The sequence below is a fragment of the Ferruginibacter sp. genome (genome assembly GCF_049840995.1).
Taxonomy (GTDB): Bacteria; Bacteroidota; Bacteroidia; order Chitinophagales; family Chitinophagaceae; genus Ferruginibacter.
The window spans coordinates 139202-157329 of record NZ_JASGIP010000003.1 but is presented as its reverse complement, the minus strand read 5'-3'; the positions used below and the strand labels follow the sequence as shown (position 1 = coordinate 157329).

Here is an 18128-nt window from a genome sequence, read left to right as displayed (position 1 = left end):
ACGTGAGTGAAGGCCGCAAGTGAATAAGGGTTTGAATATAATTGAAAGCGTTAGCGTAAAAGCTAACGCTTTTTTTATGAGCTGAATTTGTGAGGGTTTATTATCTTGAGTGATAAATTATGAAGCGTACCATTTTATTTTGCAGTATAGCATCGGTATTGATCTTTATTGTTTGTTCCTTCATCACAAACGAGATTTTAAGTTACCTGTTATCTTTTTTTGATAACAGCCATTTGGTTTTCCAGGTAAGCAATGTTAATACTATGTTCCTGCAAACTTTAATGCTGAATGGCAGCATTGCATTGGTCCCTTTTTTTATGTTTGCAACATGGTCAACCGGTAAGATAAGCTACCCGGGGAAAAGGATATATTCCGCCCTTGTGATTGTGGCTTTCATTATCCTTGCATTGATTTTCAATATATATCGGATATTCAGCAGGGAAGCAGTAATGACAAACCTCCCGGAAAAAATAATATACCCCTTAAACGAAACTTACTTCCACTATGCCGTCATCTTCGGTGCATTTATCGGGACTGTAATTGCCTTTTTTATATTCAAAACAAAGCAGGTTAATAAAGTTGTCTAAATTAATTTTCAAAAAGTTTTGAAAATTCAATAATTGAACTATCTTTGTACTGTAAATATGCTATCATGAAATTGACCGAAGCAAAAGCACAGTTCATCAGCAGTTGGGGGGCCTTTGGTACACATTGGGGCATCAACCGTACTATGGCGCAGATACATGCACTCCTGCTCATCAGTCCCGACCCCATTACTCAGGATGATATCATGGAACAACTCAACATCAGCCGCGGTAACGTGAATATGAATACCCGTGACCTGGTGGATTGGGGACTGGTAGACAGGGTATTGATACCCGGCGAACGCAAGGAATTCTTTACCGCCGAAAAAGATATCTGGAAGGTAGCCACCCAGATCATTAAAGAAAGAAAGAAAAGGGAACTGGACCCCATGCTGAAATTACTGGGGCAACTTGAAAAAGTGGATGGCGATAAAAAAGATAAAGAGACCAAACAGTTTTTGGATACCGTAGCCGGCATCAAAAAATTTGGTGGGCAGGCAGATAAAATGCTGGATGTGATGATAAAGGCTGATGAGAACTGGTTTTTGGGAAGCTTATTGAAGTTCTTTAAATAAATTTTCACAAGGTCAGACGGGGGCGTCAGACCTTGTGAACAAGCTGCGAAAGCAGCTTTTATTTGGGTACATATTTTCAATTTTTTCTGAAATTATAAAATATACAGTTATGAAACAGTTTAAAACAATAGATGTCTGGATAAGCATGATACTGATATTCAGCTTTGTAATTTATGGTTGTTGCCGGCAGGACGAGTATTTTTTAACAGGGTATTTTGTAGTAGGTGGCTGGCAGGTGATCAGTATGTTGGTTCATTATTTTAATAAATGGTTTTGTGAAGCCGGTACCAAAAGACGCAACTATCATTTTACAGTTTTTACAATCTTTATCCTGGCGGGGGCGGGTATCATCTTTACAGCAATTCTTTATTTAGTCCTCATCGTTTTATTGTTTGCCGCACCTGTTATGGCCATATTTTATACCTGGCTTTGTTATGATGAAGTATATGTAAAAATGCAACGTCCACTAGATCTTTTAAAATAAAAAACAACTGTATGAAAATTATCATTCCTACCTGGCTGATCATACTGGCTGCAGCAGGCCAGATATTTACAGCAATTATTTATCCTTATGTACGCCATGCCGTATTTGACTGGTACAACGATGTAAAAAAACTAAAACCACTTAACCAGGAAATAGCGAAGACCTATGGCCGTTATATACAAGGATTGAATTTTTCTTTCGGATTAATTTCGATTCTGTTTGTAAGTGATCTGCAAAATCAAACTTCGCTTGCAACTGCATTAACGGGATTAATTGCAGCTTACTGGACAGGAAAACTGATCACACAGTTTGCTTACTATCCAATGTACCAGATACCGCCAAAGAAGATCTTCAAAATAGGAACGGTATTGATGAATATTATGTTTGTGGCTTTTTCCCTCATCTTTGTTGTATTGTTTGTATCAAACCTAACGGGATATCTTCAAAATAAACCATAATGTATCAACGCTCTGCATATCTTAAAATAATTGTAATGCTTTTAAGTATTATCGCAGTTGCTTTCACACTCAGCCGTTATGCACTTCTCATTCAACACCTGCTTTCCATTAAATACAACTGGTTGTTCGAGCTGTGCATGGTTACCGGCATGTTGTTCTTTCAATATCCATTCATTTACAAAAGAACGTGGAAAACCAAACTGGACTATTATTTCTATATGCTGCTGGTTTCTTTAATGGGCGGCATTTTGCTGTGGCCGGTAATTATTGTAAATCATTTTGATCCCTGCACTGACCTGATCAATATCGTTTATTTTTTTGCCGTGGTATGGGTCATGTTCTGGCAGCATAAAAAAATAGTACAACAACTTTTATTGCCCGTTTTTATTTCGTACACCTGGGTTTTATACCGCCTTATCATTTTAATTTTTATTGTCTGACTATGAAACCAAAAATTGTTATTGCAGGAGGCACCGGTTTTACCGGCAAGTACCTTTCAGAAAAATTCGCTGCATTGGGATACGATACTATCATTATCTCACGGCAGGCGCATCATGTTCAGTGGGATAAACCTGCAGCCATTATTGCAGCATTGGAAAATGCTGCAATGCTCATCAATCTTGCCGGCAAATCGGTTGACTGCAGGTACAATGAGCAAAACAAAAAAGAGATCTACGATTCTAGGATCAACACCACGCAGCAATTGGGTGAAGCAGTGCTGCAATGCAAAAATCCTCCTGCATTGTGGATCAATTCCAGCACCGCTACTATCTACCGCCATGCCGAAGACCGGCCAATGACAGAAAGCACCGGCGAGATCGGCAAAGGATTTTCGGTGAACGTGGCGGTGAACTGGGAAAAAACTTTTTTTGCCTTTCAATTACAGGCAACAAGACAGGTGGCTTTGCGCATGGCCATTGTGCTGGGCAAGGGTGGTGGTGTGGTGCCACCCATTAAAAACCTGGTGCGTTTTGGCGCAGGAGGTAAGCAGGGTAGCGGCAAACAAAAATTCAGCTGGCTGCATATTGACGACCTGTTTGGTATTATAATTTTTATACAGCAGCATAAAGAACTGAATGGCGTTTTTAATACCTGCGCACCCAACCCGGTTCATAACACGACCTTAATGCGTTTGTTCAGGCAGCTAATGAAAATGCCGGTAGGTTTACCTATGCCGGTATGGTTGCTTAAAATGGGCGCCGTTTTAATAAAAACGGAAACAGAACTGGTGTTGAAAAGCCGCTGGGTGATACCGGAACGCCTGCAGCAATATGGTTATCAATTTAAATATCCATTGCTTGAAGATGCTTTGAAAGATATACTCAAAGGTTAATAACTCTGCAAAGGCATAACCGGTATAGAAACGTAACTTTGCAATAGCAATGAAACAGCAACCCTTGATATTATTTGATGGTGTGTGTAATTTTTGTAACGGAGCCGTAAACTTCGTTATTAAAAGAGATAAGAAGGCACAGATACAGTTTGCCCCGATACAATCTGAAAAGGGACGTTTGTATACACGGCAATATAATCTTCCCTTCGATGATATGAATATGAAATCGTTCATGTTCATTGAAGATGGCAAAGTGTATTCCCGTTCAACTGCTGCATTGCGTGTATGCAGGTATTTAAGCGGCTTATGGCCTTTGTGTTATGGATTTATCATTGTTCCCAGGTTTATAAGGGATGCTGTATATAACCTGGTGGCAAAGAACCGTTATAAATGGTTTGGCGTAAAAGATCAGTGCATGATACCCTCACCCGATGTAAGAAGAAGGTTTTTATAATTATGGCAAAGAAAACATTAGTAATAGGCGCATCCGAAAATCCGGCCCGGTACAGTAATCTTGCTGTTAACAGGTTGATGGCAAAAGAACACCCTGTAGTGGCATTGGGCGCAAAGGCCGGAAAGATCGGTAATACTGTTATCGAAACAGAAAAGAAAGTGTTTGAAGGTATTGATACTGTTACATTGTATTTAAATCCCCAGCGGCAAAAAGAATATTACGATTATATTTTATCCCTTCACCCCAAACGCATCATCTTTAACCCCGGCGCCGAAAATGATGAACTGGCAGAGCTGGCACAAAAAAATAATATATTACCACAGGAAGCCTGCACCCTTGTTTTATTAAGCACCGGGCAGTACTAAAACGGCCTACATAGTCTGTAGAAAAAATTCTAAAAAGCGCCGCCAAAGCGTTGAAATAAAATAAATAAAAATCATCCCCGTTCTGGATTTATTGATAAGCTGCCCCGGCAACTTTTCAAAAAAATCCAGACATATGAAATACCCTATCTACTGCACATACCTGTTGCTGCTTACAATTATGTGTACTACCGCAAAAGCACAAAACAGCAGCAAGCCCAAACTCTTCAGCAGTTTTCCAGATAAGATCAGTTGTACCAATGCCGAACTGGGCAAGGTTTTTTCTATCGCTGCCAATCAAAATGCAGGATTAAGATTTTCTGATAATTTTTCTTTTGATGGCGTGGTTACAAGTAATGTGGTAAAATATGCCAACCTGCAAAGCGTGGTGATACGATCTGCTGCTTATGATGGTGCCATATTTGTTTTATCGAAAATAACTGAGAACGGAACTGTTAATTATGTGGGCCGCATCATCAACACCAAATATTTTGATGGCTACGAATTGAAGCAGGATGCGCAGGGCAATTACCAGTTTTTAAAAATAGAGACCGGCAGAGTGATACAGGACTGCAGCCAGCCTTAAAGCAATATCCAATAACCTTACACACTGATATCCAAACCTATGAAAAAACTATACCTTATTTTATTTACTGCACTGGCTTTTGCAAAGTCATCCTTCGCAGTTCCGCTGCTGAGCAGTTATCCTGCTGCACCAGCCACCATATTTTTAGATTTTGACGGTCACTACGTAAACAGCACGGTGTGGAACAATGGCGCACCGCTTAATTGTGCACCATCGGGTATGACGGATGCACAGATCACAGAAGCGTTTTACCGCGTTGCAGAAGATTATCGTCCCTTTAGTATCAATATCACAACAGACTCCACTGTTTTTTTAGCAGCACCGCTTACAAAGCGTATACGCATTATAGTTACCCCTACCAGCGGCTGGTGGCCGGGTGTGGGTGGTATCTCTTATGTAGGCTCCTTTACATGGGGAGATGATACACCGGGCTTCGTATTCTGCGACAGGCTGGGCCCTAATAGTCCTAAAATGGTAGGTGAGTGCTGCTCGCATGAAAGCGGTCATACCGTAGGTTTATCGCACCAGTCAAAATACGGCAGCGATTGTGTAACACCGGTAGAACCGTATAACAGTGGTACCGGCGGCGGCGAAACGGGCTGGGCGCCGATCATGGGCAATAGTTATTACAAGAACATGAGCAACTGGAACAACGGACCTACCCCTTATGGCTGTACCAATTTCCAGGACAATCTTTCTATCATTACCACCGGCAATGGTTTTACTTACCGTACGGATGATTATACAGAAACGCTGAATGCATCCACTACCACATTCACACCGGGTAATTTTTCCATCAGTGGCATTATTACAACGAATACAGATAAAGATGCCTTTAGGTTTGTAATGCCGCAGGCAGGCGCATTTTACCTGGCAGCAGTGCCTTTTAATGTAGGCTCCAATTATATAGGCGCCAACCTGGATATCAAGCTTGAGCTGATCAATGGTGCAGGCAGTGTGATAAGAACTTACGACCCCAGCACCACTATGAGTGTGGTGGTAGATACCATTTTGAACAGTGGTACCTATTATATCCGGCTGGATGGTACCGGCAATACAAATATCGGCGAGTATGGAAGTCTTGGTTCTTACACTTTAAGTGGTGCACAGGCCTTACCGATACATGATGTATCACTTACGGGTAATACAGATAATGAGCAACACAATCTTGCATGGAACATCGTTTCCGACGAGCCAATAAAGTCGGTAGTGCTGCAGGCATCTGCAGACGCTATGAATTTTAAAGATATTGCCACCGTGACCGGTAATAAAAAATATTCTTACGAACCATTGAAGAACAGCCCATTGTATTACCGCTTAAAAGTTACTTCCTCTATTGGTCAAACTGTGTATTCCAATACTATATTTTTAAAAGGAATAAGCGGCGCTGCAGATAATAAATTTGGCGTATCAACGTTTATACAGAAAGAAATTATTATTAACGCTCCCGCACCGTACCAATACCAGTTGAATGACATCAACGGCCGTATCATAACAAAGGGTACTGGTGTAACAGGTTTTAATAATGTTAACATCAGCAATGCACCCGGTGGTATATACATCATACAAATATTCAGTAACAATTATCGTCAGACAGAACGCATTATAAAACAGTAAGGTAGATTCATGTGTAAGTTAAGGGTCAGCGTTAGGGGCTGGCCCTTTTTAGTACCCCCAACCCCCTAAAGGGGGCTTTTGAAAATAGCAAGATCCTAATACTCTTTTCAGTAACCAAAGATCAAGCTTTCACTTAAATGAAAGCTGCGTAAGTTATTATTCTGTTACCAAGCCCCCTTCAGGGGGTTGGGGGCATTGTTTTTTTCCGTAACTTTAAAAAACCCATTTTTATGTTATGGAGAAAATTTAACGGAGACCCCATCCAACTTCCCATCAAGAATGCTGTTGAGCAGGCCATTAAAAGAGAAACAGACAATGGCTTTCATCTAAAAGTTTGTATTGGTACCGACAGCCAGGTAAAAGGCAGGGAAACCGAGTTTGCCACTGTAATTGTTTTTTTGCGTGAAGGCCATGGCGGCTTTATGTTCATTCACAACGAAAAAACATTGCACAAGTACAGTATTAAAGAACGTATGCTGGTGGAAGTTGCCAAAAGCATCGAGATCGCTTATGAACTGTGCAACCTGTTTACAAAGTATAATGTTGACATGGAAGTGCATGCTGACATTAATACCAACCCGCAGTTCAAAAGTAATGAGGCCCTTCGTGAAGCAATGGGTTACATCCTGGGTATGGGCTTTGCCTTTAAAGCCAAACCCGAAGCCTTTGCCAGCAGCAGCTGTGCCAATAAGGTGGTGAACTAAAAGTTTACAAATTTATCTTACCTGAACTCCGTAGTGATAATTGCGGTTAGTGGAATTGTCTCCCTTATATTTTACTCTTCCCCTCTATTATTCGTCTCTTCAATAAACGCTAATATCTTATCCCTGCCTTGCTTTTTTACAGCACTGGTGGTAAAATGTTGTGGTAAGAACTGCCAGGTCTTTTTCATGGCAGCAAAAAAAGCTTTTACATTTTTGCTTACGATGGCCTGGCTCTCTTTGTCGGTTTTGGTAAAGATGATACTGAAGGGCACATCCCATTTTCTTAACTGGTCTAAAAATTCCAGGTCTATTTTTTGCGGCGAATGCCTGCTGTCGATGAGCACAAAAACCATGGTGAGGTTCTCTCTTTTGCGCAGGTAATTCTCGATCATCTGTTCCCAACGCCTCCGGGCACTCTGGCTTACTTTGGCAAAGCCATAGCCGGGCAGGTCAACAATATACCAGCCATCCCAGGCGGTATTTTTAGCGGATGCTTTTTCTTTTACCGATTCAGAACCAATGATGAAATGATTGATCATTTGGGTTTTGCCGGGTGCAGAGGAGGTTTTGGCCAGCTTATCGTTATTGCACAACATATTGATGAGCGAGGATTTGCCCACATTACTACGGCCTATAAACGCATATTCGGGCCGGTCGGGCGCCGGACATTTAGTGTAGTCGGGACTGCTGATCAGGTATTTGGCCGATTTGATCTCCATGCAGCAAAGATAGGGCACAAGATACAAGCTTCAAGCTGCCAGCCGCAAGCTTCAAGCCACAAGGGGAGAAGGGTGGTCTCAAAAAAATGTTTGGTCATCTTGTTGCTCCCTTGCAGCTTGTGGCTTGTAGCTTGCTCCTTGTGGCTTTTCCCCTCCAGCTTCTGGCTTGCCGCTTCCCCGATGCTCCTTATCTTTGCAGTATGACAGAATTTGCACATGATACCGTGGTGCCGTACCGCGACAGCGAAAGCAGTAAAAAGCAGCAGGTGGCGTCTATGTTCAATGATATAGCGTTTAATTACGATTTCCTGAACCGTTTTTTAAGCGCCGGTATCGATATCAGGTGGAGGAAGAAGGCTATCCGGCAACTGGCGGCATTAAAGCCCCAAACCATACTGGATGTGGCCACCGGTACAGCAGATGTGGCGATCATGGCATCTGGTATATTGAAACCGGCCAAAATAACCGGCATCGATATCAGCGATGGTATGCTGGAAATTGGCCGTAAAAAAGTAGAAAAGGCGGGATTATCAAATACTATAGAGTTGTTAAATGGAGATAGCGAAACAATAAATTTTAAAGACAACTCGTTTGATGCGGTGACCGTGGCTTTTGGGGTACGTAACTTTCAGCACCTGGAAAAGGGGCTGAGTGAGATACGACGGGTGCTGAAACCGGGAGGAAAACTGGTGATACTGGAGTTCAGCAAGCCCAAAATGCCGGGTGTAAAAAGCATGTATAATTTGTACATGAAGATCATTTGTCCGAATGTGGGCAAATTATTCTCAAAAAACCGCAACGCCTATAAATATCTCGACGAATCAATTCAAAAATTTCCTGAAGGCAAGAATTTTACACTGATCCTGGATAACCTGGGATATTCAAACACTTATTGCAAACCACTCAGTTTAGGAATATGCAGCATTTATTGCGGTACAAAATAGTATTTACTATACTTGGTTTAATGCTTTGTCCTTTATTGAGTATGTCTCAGCTGAGGGAAGGTCTTAACCAGTTGGATCATGATGAAAAGCCGGTGCATTTTGGTATCAACCTGGGCCTCAACCGCTCGCACTTCAGCTTTACGCATCACCCGCTGTTTTTGAACCAGCAGCCGGATAGTATTGCAGGTGTGGAAAGCATCAACAGCACGGGTATCAACCTGGCATGGCTGGTGGATAAAAGACTGAGCGAACATTTTAACCTGCGCACTTACCCGCTCAACCTTACTTTTACTGAAAAAGCTTTTGAATACAGCCTTCGTTTCCCGGATGTTCCGGGTGGTGAGGATTCCATAACGATAAAAAAAGTGCAATCCATTTCACTTACGCTGCCCATACAGATAAAATTCAGCAGCGACAGGATCGGTAATTTTAAAGTGTATATGCTGGGTGGCGTAAAAGCAGAATATGACCTTGCTGCAAACGCCGGTGCCCGCAAGGCCGAGAACCTTATTAAACTGAACCGCCTGGATTATGGTGTGGAAGCGGGATTGGGCTTTCATTTTTACTACCCTTATTTTGTACTAACACCCGAATTAAAAGTAGGCTGGGGCCTGGGCAATTTACATGCCCGTGATGCCAACCTTAAATTTTCCAATGTGATTGATAAGATCAACTCCCGTACCATTACTTTTTCACTCACTGTTGAGTAATTTATTTCCTGGCAGGCACTGCTGCTGTGTTCCCTAAATGCAATTTTAAGAATTCGGTGATCTTGGTAAACAAATGTATCCTTGCCGAATTGGAATTGTTATCGCTGATATTATGCAGATAGTCTGGATAGAATAACTGGTCAAACTGTTTACGGGATTGTATCAACAGTTTACTCAGTTCCATACTGTTTTGATAATGCACATTGTCATCGGCTGTACCATGCAGCAGCAATAAACCTTCCTGGTAATTCTGCACAAAATTTACCGGCGATGCATTATTGTAGCCTTCTGCATTTTCGCCCGGGCTTTGCAGCAACCGTTCGGTATAAATATTTTGATACAGGCGCCAGTTGGTTACCGGTGCTATAGCTATTTCGGCTTTAAACAAACCGGCATATTTAGTGGCAGCTAACGCCGACAGGTACCCGCCGTAACTCCAGCCCATGATGGCCATATTGGAAGTGTCGATACGGTAATTGTTCTGCAGGTAATTTTTAAAAGCAATGATGTCTTCCATTTCCGTATCGCCGGGCTTTTTAAAAGTGGCTTTGCGGAATGCTTCGCCGCGGCCGGGTGTGCCGTGCGGATCTATACAGGCTACTAAATAACCCTGGTTGGCCAGGTAGCGAAGTGTGAGGGTTGTTTTATCATCCCATTTATCCAGTACTTCCTGCCTGCTTTGTCCACCGTATACATAAACGATCACCGGTAGTTTTTTGTTCGTGGCATCATAAGGTTTTATCACCCACCCTTTCAGGTCGTCTTTATTACTGCCGGTAAAGCTGATGAATTCTTCTTTAGGTATCCGGTAATCATTCATCTTAGCCTTCAGCTCTTTATTCTCCAATAATTTGCCATTGATGGTATTGCCATCGGTATTGTACATCTGCAATGATGAAGGTGTGTTGACCGAACTGTATTCATCAATAAAATAGCGGTTGTTACTGGTAAGCTGTACATCATGATATCCATCACCATCGGTTAATTTTTTTCTTTTGGTGCCATCAATATTTATTTTGTACAGGTGCCGCTCCCTCGTACCCGATTCGTTGCCGGTATAATAAATATCACCGGTGCCTTCGTTCACTGCCTTTATCTCAAACACATCCCATTCGCCTTTGGTGATCTTTCTTTTTTGCAGAGTGGCAATGTTCACTTCGTATACCTGGTTATAACCACTGTCCTCACTCAACCATAAAAAACTATTACGGGTAGGCACAAAGTGGATATTGTCGGGGTCCACTTTAATGTAATCCGGTTTTGTTTCCGTTAAAACAGTATGGGTATGACCGGTCTTGATATCTGCCACCAGCACATCCAGTTGTGTCTGCGTTCTGTTGAGCCTTTGAACGTATAATCCCTTACTGTCGGGTTGCCACCTGATGCCGGGTATATACTGGTTGGTATTCGGCCCCAGGTCCACCAACGATAATATCTTGTTTTTTATATTGTAGATATACACCGAAACTTCGGGTACCATTTCGCCGGCTACGGGATAACGTTGTTTGTTTACATCAGGATAAACACGGTCGAAATAAGTAATAGGAAAGGAGCGGACAGAGTTTTCATTAAAGCGTAAAAAAGCAATGTATTGTCCGTCGGGGCTCCACTGGTAAGCCTGCATCATACCAAAACTGGTTTCATACAATGCATCGGCCATACCGTAAAGGTTATTGCCCATGGCGCCATCAAAAGTAATGGGCTGCACAGCATCTGTTGCAAGCGTTTTGATATAGATATTGCCTTCCCTTACATAAGCCAGTTTTTTACTATCGGGCGAAAAGGAAGAATACCATTGTTTGCCCTCGGCAGTAACCGGCCGCAGCACTTTTTTTTCTATATCCCACACAAAGTTGAATTCTTTGGTGGAGCTGCTGAATAAAGGTTCTATCTGCGTTTTGATCAGCAGCTTTGAATCATCCGGGGAAAATTCGTAATCATTAAAAAAAGTGAAGGTAATAGGTATGGTATCATTCGACTGTTTTACCTGGTTGGAAAAAACAGTATCGATCAGCCTCCCGGTCTCAAAGTCCAGCGAAAAGATCATTTCAAGACTCTGCTCCGGCCTCGCTTGAATAAAAGTGAAGCGGTTGGCAGTATGCATCATGTGGGTCTGTTTTTTCTTTTCATCAAAAAAACCACTCCATATCGCATCCAGGTTTAAATTCAGTTTTTCTTTTTTCTGCGAATAAGATACCGGGCATGCTAAAAAGGTACAAATTATTGCAACAGCAAACTTTCGGCTTGTCATAAAAGCTGATTAAGGTTGATAAATAGCAATGCATCATTGCTTTATACACAATGATTTATCAAGATAAGGTTTGAGTAGTTGCCGATCAAGGAAATTCGGGAGACAAAAATAAGGAATAATTCTGTTTTAAAAGTCGTAATCCCGCTTGAACATGTTCAGGCGTATTCCGGCCGATACCAGGCTGGTATTGGTTTTTCCGGTATTTATGTTCGCAATTTTATAGTCCCTGTATTGTAATGAAAGATCGAAATAAAGGTTCTCTTTCCATTCATACGAACATTGCAAAATGGCGTTCACGCAGGTAGCTTTAGCGCCGCTGCCGATACTGAAGCCGGTATTCATGGCCCTGGTGGTATAATCCTTGAAAATATTGGAACCAAAGTTCTTTCCGGCGCTATCCAGGCCCTGGTAATAATATATAGCTTTTAAATTAATATACCATTTAGGGGCCGGCTGAAAGTTAACAATGGCCAGTACTTCCTGGAAGTTGGCACCCAGCGGGTGTGCCAGTGGCTGGTTGTAATGGGTGTAGTTGGCAATGGTATCGTTGTGCGAATAAGTGAAAGGCCTTACCCGGTTCATCTCCAATTGTATATCCAGGTTGTTTACGCCAAAGGCATCCATATACTTTACGCCTGCCTGTATACCAAATTTGTTTACCCAACTGGTTGGGTTATTCTTTACTTCAGATAAAATGAATTCATCCAAGAGGAATTGCCCGTAAACCTGTGCCCGGTGTGCAATGTTGGCTTTAAAATCAAGCCCGGCAACGGCGTTATCCGGACTACCCACAGTACCTTCAATATGACGGTAGAAAATGATCGGGTTCAGGTACTGAAAATCAAAACGGTTCTTACGGCCGAATATAACGCCTTCGAATAGCCCAATATTCAGCCACTTGGTCACGTTCATGCTCAGGTGGTGCATGGCGGCATACTTCCTGTCCAGCAGGGTATCACCGCTCTTTTTAAATTGCGGCATCAGCTCCATGAATAAGTTCTGGTAATTGAATTTCCAGATCTTGGTATTCAGTTTAAGGAATAAATTACTGTTGCCCCAGTCACTCAAAAATAAACTGCGGTAACCGTTGCCGATAAAATTCTTATCGTACCCAAACTGCACGTCAATATAATTTTTTACGGCTGCAAAAGTAATGTACCCTCTTGCGTCAAAGTAGTCGTAACCGTTAGTTTTAAAAGGTTTGTAAAAACCTACGCCGGGCACGGCCCTGAATTTATTTACCTGGTCCTGGAAAAATACCGGGCCACGCTCCTGGTTATCTGTAATGATGGTGGAGAAGCCCAGTTTTTTGGCAATGAGCCCGCGGGCCATTACACCACGGCTGTTTACAAACAGGGGCTTTTTACCGCCCTGCTCAAAACCTTCGGTAAACTGCAGCACCGGGTTTACTGCCAGGAAAAAATCTTTGTTATTGACCTCGATGAAATTGGCCTTGGTCTTATAAAAAGTTCTGAAGAGTGGTTTTTTGCTCTGCAAAATCCTTGCGGGGCACGCTTACCCATTCTGCATTGTTCATTAAAAGGCTGCGCAGGTTGTACTCGTCAATGGGCGAAAGGTCCAGGTCGGTCCACTCATAGTACTTATCCTTACCGGTGGAATCGGCATAACCCATTCTTGCACTATCTAAAAATTCGGCCTGCCTTACAATATATTTGCGGTTGAACGGTCTCAAAGTAGAGAAATTGAGATCGGTATTGGTTTGTTGCTTAATTTCCAGCCTGTCAACAAAATGATATTCTTTTGCACCCTGGTTTAAATAAGTGGATTGGGCAGCGGCAAAAGCAGGACAAATAAAAAACAGCAGTTTGATAAAGCTTTTAATAATTTGCATTTAAATATTTTAATTTAACAGGTGTTCAATTTCAAGATATGCAAAAATACCTTTTTAAAAACATTCAGGTTGTAAATGAAGGAAAAATAAAAACGCTGGATGTTTTAACGAACGAACAATTTATTGAGCGAATAGACAGCACAATTGATGCCAAAGGCAATGTGGTGGAAGTTAATGGCGAAGGAAAACATCTTTTTCCGGGAGTGATAGACGACCAGGTGCACTTCAGGGAGCCGGGCCTTACACACAAGGCCACCATTTATACCGAAAGCAAAGCGGCAGTAGCGGGTGGCGTTACCAGCTTTATGGAAATGCCCAATACAGTACCCAATGCATTAACGCCGCAGTTGCTGGAAGAAAAGTACAATATTGGTGCAATGACATCGCTGGCCAATTATTCTTTTTTTATGGGCACAAGCAACAGCAATGCGGATGAAGTGCTTAAAATGAACGATCATAAAAAAGATGTGTGCGGTGTAAAAATATTCATGGGCGCCAGTACCGGTAATATGCTGGTGGATAGCCATGCTACATTGGATAAGATATTCCGCGAAAGCGAGGTACTGATCGCCACGCATTGCGAAGATGAGCGCATCATTAAAATGAATTATGAAAGGCTCAAAAAAGAAAAAGGAGAGTTGAGCGCTGCCGATCATCCATTGATAAGAAATGACGAGGCCTGCTATGAAAGTTCGTTAACGGCCATACAGTTTGCCAAAAAATACAACAGCCGTTTACACATACTGCACATCTCCACCGAAAAAGAACTGCAGTTGTTTGGCAATATGCTCCCTTTAAAGGATAAACGCATTACTGCCGAAGTATGTGTGCATCACCTGCATTTTACAGCAGATGATTATGCAAGGCTGGGCTACAGGATAAAGTGCAATCCTGCTATTAAAGCGCCCCATAATAAAGAAGCGCTGTGGCAGGCCCTGCTGGACGACCGGCTGGATGTAATTGCCACCGACCATGCACCGCATACCTGGGAAGAAAAACAAGGCAGTTACGAACATGCACATGCCGGCCTGCCACTGGTGCAGCACCCGCTGCTGATGATGCTGTATCACTATGCTGATGGCCGCATACCATTGGTAAAAATTGCGGAAAAGATGAGCCATGCAGTGGCCGATTGTTTTGAGATAGCGAACAGGGGTTATATCAGGGAAGGTTATCATGCCGACCTGGTGCTGGTGGACCTGAACAAGCCTTTTACTGTAAGCAAAGAAAATATTTTATACAAATGCGGGTGGAGTCCTTTAGAGAATTTTACATTTCCTGCATCTATAGAAAAAACTTTTGTGAACGGAAACCTTGTATATGATAATGGGGTATGGGATGAATCGAAGAAAGGAAGCCGTTTATTATTTAACAGGGGGTAGGAGAATGGGTTACGGGTTGCGGGTTGTTGATCGTTAGCGAAGAGAGAACGATTCGCTAACAAACTAAACAAACTCAAAACTAAACAAACCCGCAACCAAAACTAACTCGTAACTAAAAAACAATGCAGGCCGACAAAACAACGCTTAACGATCTATCAATTTTTAACAGTAATGAGGAGCATAGTATTTTTCATTACCTGGATTTTACCCGTACCATCAGGGGCAAGGACTGGTTGCGTTATTTTTTAGGCAATCCCTATAGTTCCATAAAAGAGATCACGGCCACCCAGCAGGTCATCAAAAAAATGATGGAAGTGCAGGACCAGTGGAGCAATACGCTGATCTCGAACGGTACTATTATGGTGATCGAAAAATTTTACGAAACAGGCATTGAAGAGATACCACATAGCCCGGGCCCCGTAAGCAGTTTTTATTACAGCCTTTTCAGTTCACCCGATTTTTCGTTTATCCGGTATTCGGTGAAGCATTTTGCCGATTTTTTTATCGGGTTGAAAAAAGTGGTGGAACTATTATCCACCGGCGATAATCCCGTAATGCTGCAGACACTGATGGAACAGATCACCATACGGGTAAATAAGGCGGGATTACAGTCTTTGCTGAACAAATCAAACGGTAAGGATTACACTAAAACAGAATTACTGAAACTGGGGCACTTTTTAAAACGCCGTTATAAGCAGGAGGCACAGGAGTTGATGGAGCTGTACAGTAAGCTGGATGCTTATTACAGTATGGCCATTGCCTGTACCCGGCATCGCCTTAGTTTTCCCTCTTTTGTAGAAGCAGATGTGCCGGAAATAACGGCCAGGCAATTATACCATCCTTTATTACCCACACCTGTTGCCTATGATGTGAAACTGGATCAGCAACAGAATTTTTTGTTTTTAACCGGTGCCAATATGGGTGGCAAAAGTACTTTTATAAAAGCCACCGGCGTAGCAGTGTACCTGGCGCATATCGGCATGGGCGTGCCTGCGCAGCAAATGCAGCTGACCGTATTTGATGGCTTGCTGAGCAACATCAACGTGGTGGACAATATCGTGCAGGGCGAGAGCTATTTTTTTAATGAAGTACAGCGCATCAGGAAGACCATTGAAAAGATCAGTGATGGCAGAAAATGGCTGATACTGATCGACGAATTATTTAAAGGCACCAATGTACAGGATGCTATGAAGTGCAGTAGTACGGTGATAGAGGGACTGCGTAAAATAAATAATTCATTGTTCATCCTCTCCACGCATTTATATGAAATAGGGGAGGATCTGAAAAAATACCACAACATACAATTCCGCTATTTTGAAACATCGGTTGCAAACGGGCAACTGTACTTCAGTTACCAATTGAAAGAAGGCATCAGTAACGACCGGCTCGGTTACCTGATATTAAAACGGGAAGGTGTAGTCGAAATGCTGGAGAAATTATAAAACCTCCGTACATTAGCCCAAATTTAGTACTCCATGTTAGTTAAAACTTTTGGCAGCGCCGTTTACGGCGTTGAAGCTATTACCATTACGGTAGAGGTAAGTGTGAACAACCAGGGAAAAGATTATTATATAGTCGGGCTACCCGATAGCGCTGTTAAAGAAAGCCTGCAAAGGGTGGAAAGCGCTATTAAAAGCAACCGGTATTTTATGCCCCGTACCAAGCTGGTGGTGAACCTGGCACCTGCGGATATACGAAAAACGGGCACTGCATTCGACCTGCCGATCGCTATTGGAACTTTGGGCGCTACGGACCAGATTGAAAATCCTGAAAAGTTAAGTGCGTATGTTATCATGGGCGAACTGAGTCTTGATGGAGAGATACGCCCCATTAAAGGCGCACTACCCATTGCCATACAGGCCCGCAAGGAAAATTTTAAAGGATTGATCGTACCCAAACAAAATGCCCGTGAAGCAGCAATGGTAAATAACCTGGACGTTTACGGCGTTGGGCATATCAAAGAAGTGATAGCATTTTTTGCGGATGAAAATACTTTGCAACCCACGATCGTAAATACAAGAGAAGAATTTGCACAGGCGCAAAGCGATTTTGAAGTTGACTTTAGTGATGTAAAGGGCCAGGAAAATATAAAACGTGCATTGGAAATTGCAGCTGCTGGTGGTCATAATGCAATATTGATCGGCCCGCCGGGCGCAGGTAAAACCATGCTGGCAAAACGACTGCCTACTATATTACCTCCTTTAAGTTTGCAGGAAGCGCTTGAAACAACCAAGATACATTCTGTTGCAGGTAAGCTACCGGAAAATGCTACATTGATCTCCAAAAGGCCTTACCGTTCACCACACCATACTATCAGCGATGTGGCATTGGTGGGTGGTGGCGGTAACCCACAGCCCGGCGAAATTTCTTTAGCGCATAACGGCGTGTTGTTTTTGGACGAATTGCCCGAATTTAAAAGAACCGTACTGGAGGTAATGCGCCAGCCGATGGAAGAAAGAAGGGTTACTATCAGCAGGGCAAAAGTGGCACTGGATTTTCCGGCCAGTTTTATGCTGGTGGCGAGTATGAATCCCTGCCCCTGTGGTTTTTTCAATCACCCCGAAAAAGAATGCACCTGCCCGCCCGGTGCGGTACAGAAATACCTGAATAAAATATCGGGCCCCCTGCTGGACCGTATTGACCTGCATGTGGAAGTAACACCGGTTGCTTTCAGCGAATTATCCTCGGCACAGCAATTTGAAAAAAGCGAAAAAATAAGGGCAAGGGTGGTGAAGGCCAGGGAGATACAGGCCGAAAGATACAAGGACAGCGCAGGCGTATATGCCAATGCGCAAATGAGCAGCAAACAGTTAAAGGAGATCTGCGTGATCAGTAACGTTGGGCAAAACCTGCTGAAAGTAGCCATGGAAAAACTCAACCTGAGCGCCCGTGCTTACGACCGTATTTTAAAAGTAAGCCGCACCATTGCCGACCTTGCAGGCAGTGCAGATATTAAGCCGGAGCATTTGGCAGAAGCGATACAATACCGGAGCCTAGACCGTGAAGGCTGGGGTGCTTAAGCAATGAATAATGAAATAATTAATAATGAATAGTGCAGAGGCACACACCCTATTTTAATGATGTTTAAACTTCAATGAGCCTTTCTAATTCCG

The 18128-nt window shown here is 42.7% G+C and carries 19 protein-coding genes; 15 read left to right on the top strand and 4 right to left on the bottom strand.

Annotated features, from left to right (window positions below; all coding sequences use genetic code 11):
- Nucleotides 1-652: 652 nt before the first annotated feature.
- The 10 genes from QM738_RS02260 (at nt 653) to QM738_RS02215 (ending at nt 7157) form a co-directional block, all read left to right on the top strand.
- Nucleotides 653-1159 (top strand): GbsR/MarR family transcriptional regulator, encoded by a 507-nt coding sequence (locus QM738_RS02260; RefSeq protein WP_462275056.1) that lies wholly within the window; start codon nt 653-655, stop codon nt 1157-1159.
- A 109-nt stretch (nt 1160-1268) separates the two neighbouring features.
- Nucleotides 1269-1643 (top strand): hypothetical protein, encoded by a 375-nt coding sequence (locus tag QM738_RS02255; protein WP_462275055.1) that lies wholly within the window; start codon nt 1269-1271, stop codon nt 1641-1643.
- An 11-nt stretch (nt 1644-1654) separates the two neighbouring features.
- A complete protein-coding gene (locus QM738_RS02250) occupies nt 1655-2101 on the top strand; it encodes a hypothetical protein (protein ID WP_462275054.1) in 447 nt (148 codons plus the stop codon).
- 35 nt (nt 2102-2136) lie between these two features.
- Entirely contained in the window at nt 2137-2541 is a 405-nt protein-coding gene (locus tag QM738_RS02245) for a hypothetical protein (protein WP_462275053.1), read from the top strand.
- A gap of 2 nt (nt 2542-2543) precedes the next feature.
- Nucleotides 2544-3434: a TIGR01777 family oxidoreductase gene (locus tag QM738_RS02240; RefSeq protein WP_462275052.1), complete on the top strand. Its 891-nt coding sequence runs from the start codon at nt 2544-2546 to the stop codon at nt 3432-3434.
- 49 nt (nt 3435-3483) lie between these two features.
- Entirely contained in the window at nt 3484-3888 is a 405-nt protein-coding gene (locus QM738_RS02235; RefSeq protein WP_462275051.1) for a thiol-disulfide oxidoreductase DCC family protein, read from the top strand.
- Nucleotides 3889-3890: 2 nt separating this feature from the next.
- Entirely contained in the window at nt 3891-4253 is a 363-nt protein-coding gene (locus tag QM738_RS02230) for a CoA-binding protein (RefSeq protein WP_462275050.1), read from the top strand.
- 133 nt (nt 4254-4386) lie between these two features.
- Entirely contained in the window at nt 4387-4836 is a 450-nt protein-coding gene (locus QM738_RS02225; RefSeq protein WP_462275049.1) for a hypothetical protein, read from the top strand.
- A 39-nt stretch (nt 4837-4875) separates the two neighbouring features.
- Nucleotides 4876-6453, top strand: coding sequence for a T9SS type A sorting domain-containing protein (locus tag QM738_RS02220; protein WP_462275048.1), 1578 nt, complete (start codon nt 4876-4878; stop codon nt 6451-6453).
- Nucleotides 6454-6683: 230 nt separating this feature from the next.
- Nucleotides 6684-7157, top strand: a complete 474-nt coding sequence (locus tag QM738_RS02215; protein WP_462275047.1) for a ribonuclease H-like YkuK family protein — start codon at nt 6684-6686, stop codon at nt 7155-7157.
- A gap of 71 nt (nt 7158-7228) precedes the next feature.
- Here the strand turns inward: QM738_RS02215 and yihA are convergent, their stop codons facing one another.
- Nucleotides 7229-7876 (bottom strand): ribosome biogenesis GTP-binding protein YihA/YsxC, encoded by a 648-nt coding sequence (yihA, locus tag QM738_RS02210; protein ID WP_462275046.1) that lies wholly within the window; start codon nt 7874-7876, stop codon nt 7229-7231.
- A 200-nt stretch (nt 7877-8076) separates the two neighbouring features.
- Here yihA and ubiE point away from each other — a divergent pair, with 200 nt between their 5' ends.
- Both ubiE and porT read left to right on the top strand, forming a co-directional pair.
- Nucleotides 8077-8820, top strand: coding sequence for a bifunctional demethylmenaquinone methyltransferase/2-methoxy-6-polyprenyl-1,4-benzoquinol methylase UbiE (ubiE, locus tag QM738_RS02205; RefSeq protein ID WP_462275045.1), 744 nt, complete (start codon nt 8077-8079; stop codon nt 8818-8820).
- 41 nt (nt 8821-8861) lie between these two features.
- On the top strand, nt 8862-9530 hold the full coding sequence (gene porT / locus QM738_RS02200) for a type IX secretion/gliding motility protein PorT/SprT (protein WP_462275044.1): 669 nt from the start codon (nt 8862-8864) through the stop codon (nt 9528-9530).
- 1 nt (nt 9531) lies between these two features.
- Here porT and QM738_RS02195 read toward each other — a convergent pair whose 3' ends face one another.
- The 3 genes from QM738_RS02195 to QM738_RS02185 all read right to left on the bottom strand — a co-directional run bounded on the left by QM738_RS02195 (nt 9532) and on the right by QM738_RS02185 (nt 13633).
- A complete protein-coding gene (locus tag QM738_RS02195) occupies nt 9532-11781 on the bottom strand; it encodes a S9 family peptidase (protein ID WP_462275043.1) in 2250 nt (749 codons plus the stop codon).
- 126 nt (nt 11782-11907) lie between these two features.
- Nucleotides 11908-13278 (bottom strand): capsule assembly Wzi family protein, encoded by a 1371-nt coding sequence (locus QM738_RS02190; RefSeq protein ID WP_462275042.1) that lies wholly within the window; start codon nt 13276-13278, stop codon nt 11908-11910.
- Nucleotides 13241-13633 carry a hypothetical protein gene (locus QM738_RS02185; protein ID WP_462275041.1) on the bottom strand — a complete coding sequence of 131 codons (393 nt, stop codon included), beginning with the start codon at nt 13631-13633 and terminating at the stop codon, nt 13241-13243. Before QM738_RS02185 ends, QM738_RS02190 begins: the two co-directional genes overlap by 38 nt.
- 38 nt (nt 13634-13671) lie before the next feature.
- On the opposite strand from QM738_RS02185, the gene QM738_RS02180 reads away from it, so the two are divergent.
- The 3 genes from QM738_RS02180 (at nt 13672) to QM738_RS02170 (ending at nt 18035) form a co-directional block, all read left to right on the top strand.
- Entirely contained in the window at nt 13672-15015 is a 1344-nt protein-coding gene (locus QM738_RS02180) for a dihydroorotase (protein ID WP_462275040.1), read from the top strand.
- 122 nt (nt 15016-15137) lie between these two features.
- Nucleotides 15138-16457, top strand: a complete 1320-nt coding sequence (locus QM738_RS02175; RefSeq protein ID WP_462275039.1) for a MutS-related protein — start codon at nt 15138-15140, stop codon at nt 16455-16457.
- Nucleotides 16458-16490: 33 nt separating this feature from the next.
- A complete protein-coding gene (locus QM738_RS02170; protein ID WP_462275038.1) occupies nt 16491-18035 on the top strand; it encodes a YifB family Mg chelatase-like AAA ATPase in 1545 nt (514 codons plus the stop codon).
- The last annotated feature ends 93 nt before the right edge of the window (nt 18036-18128 follow it).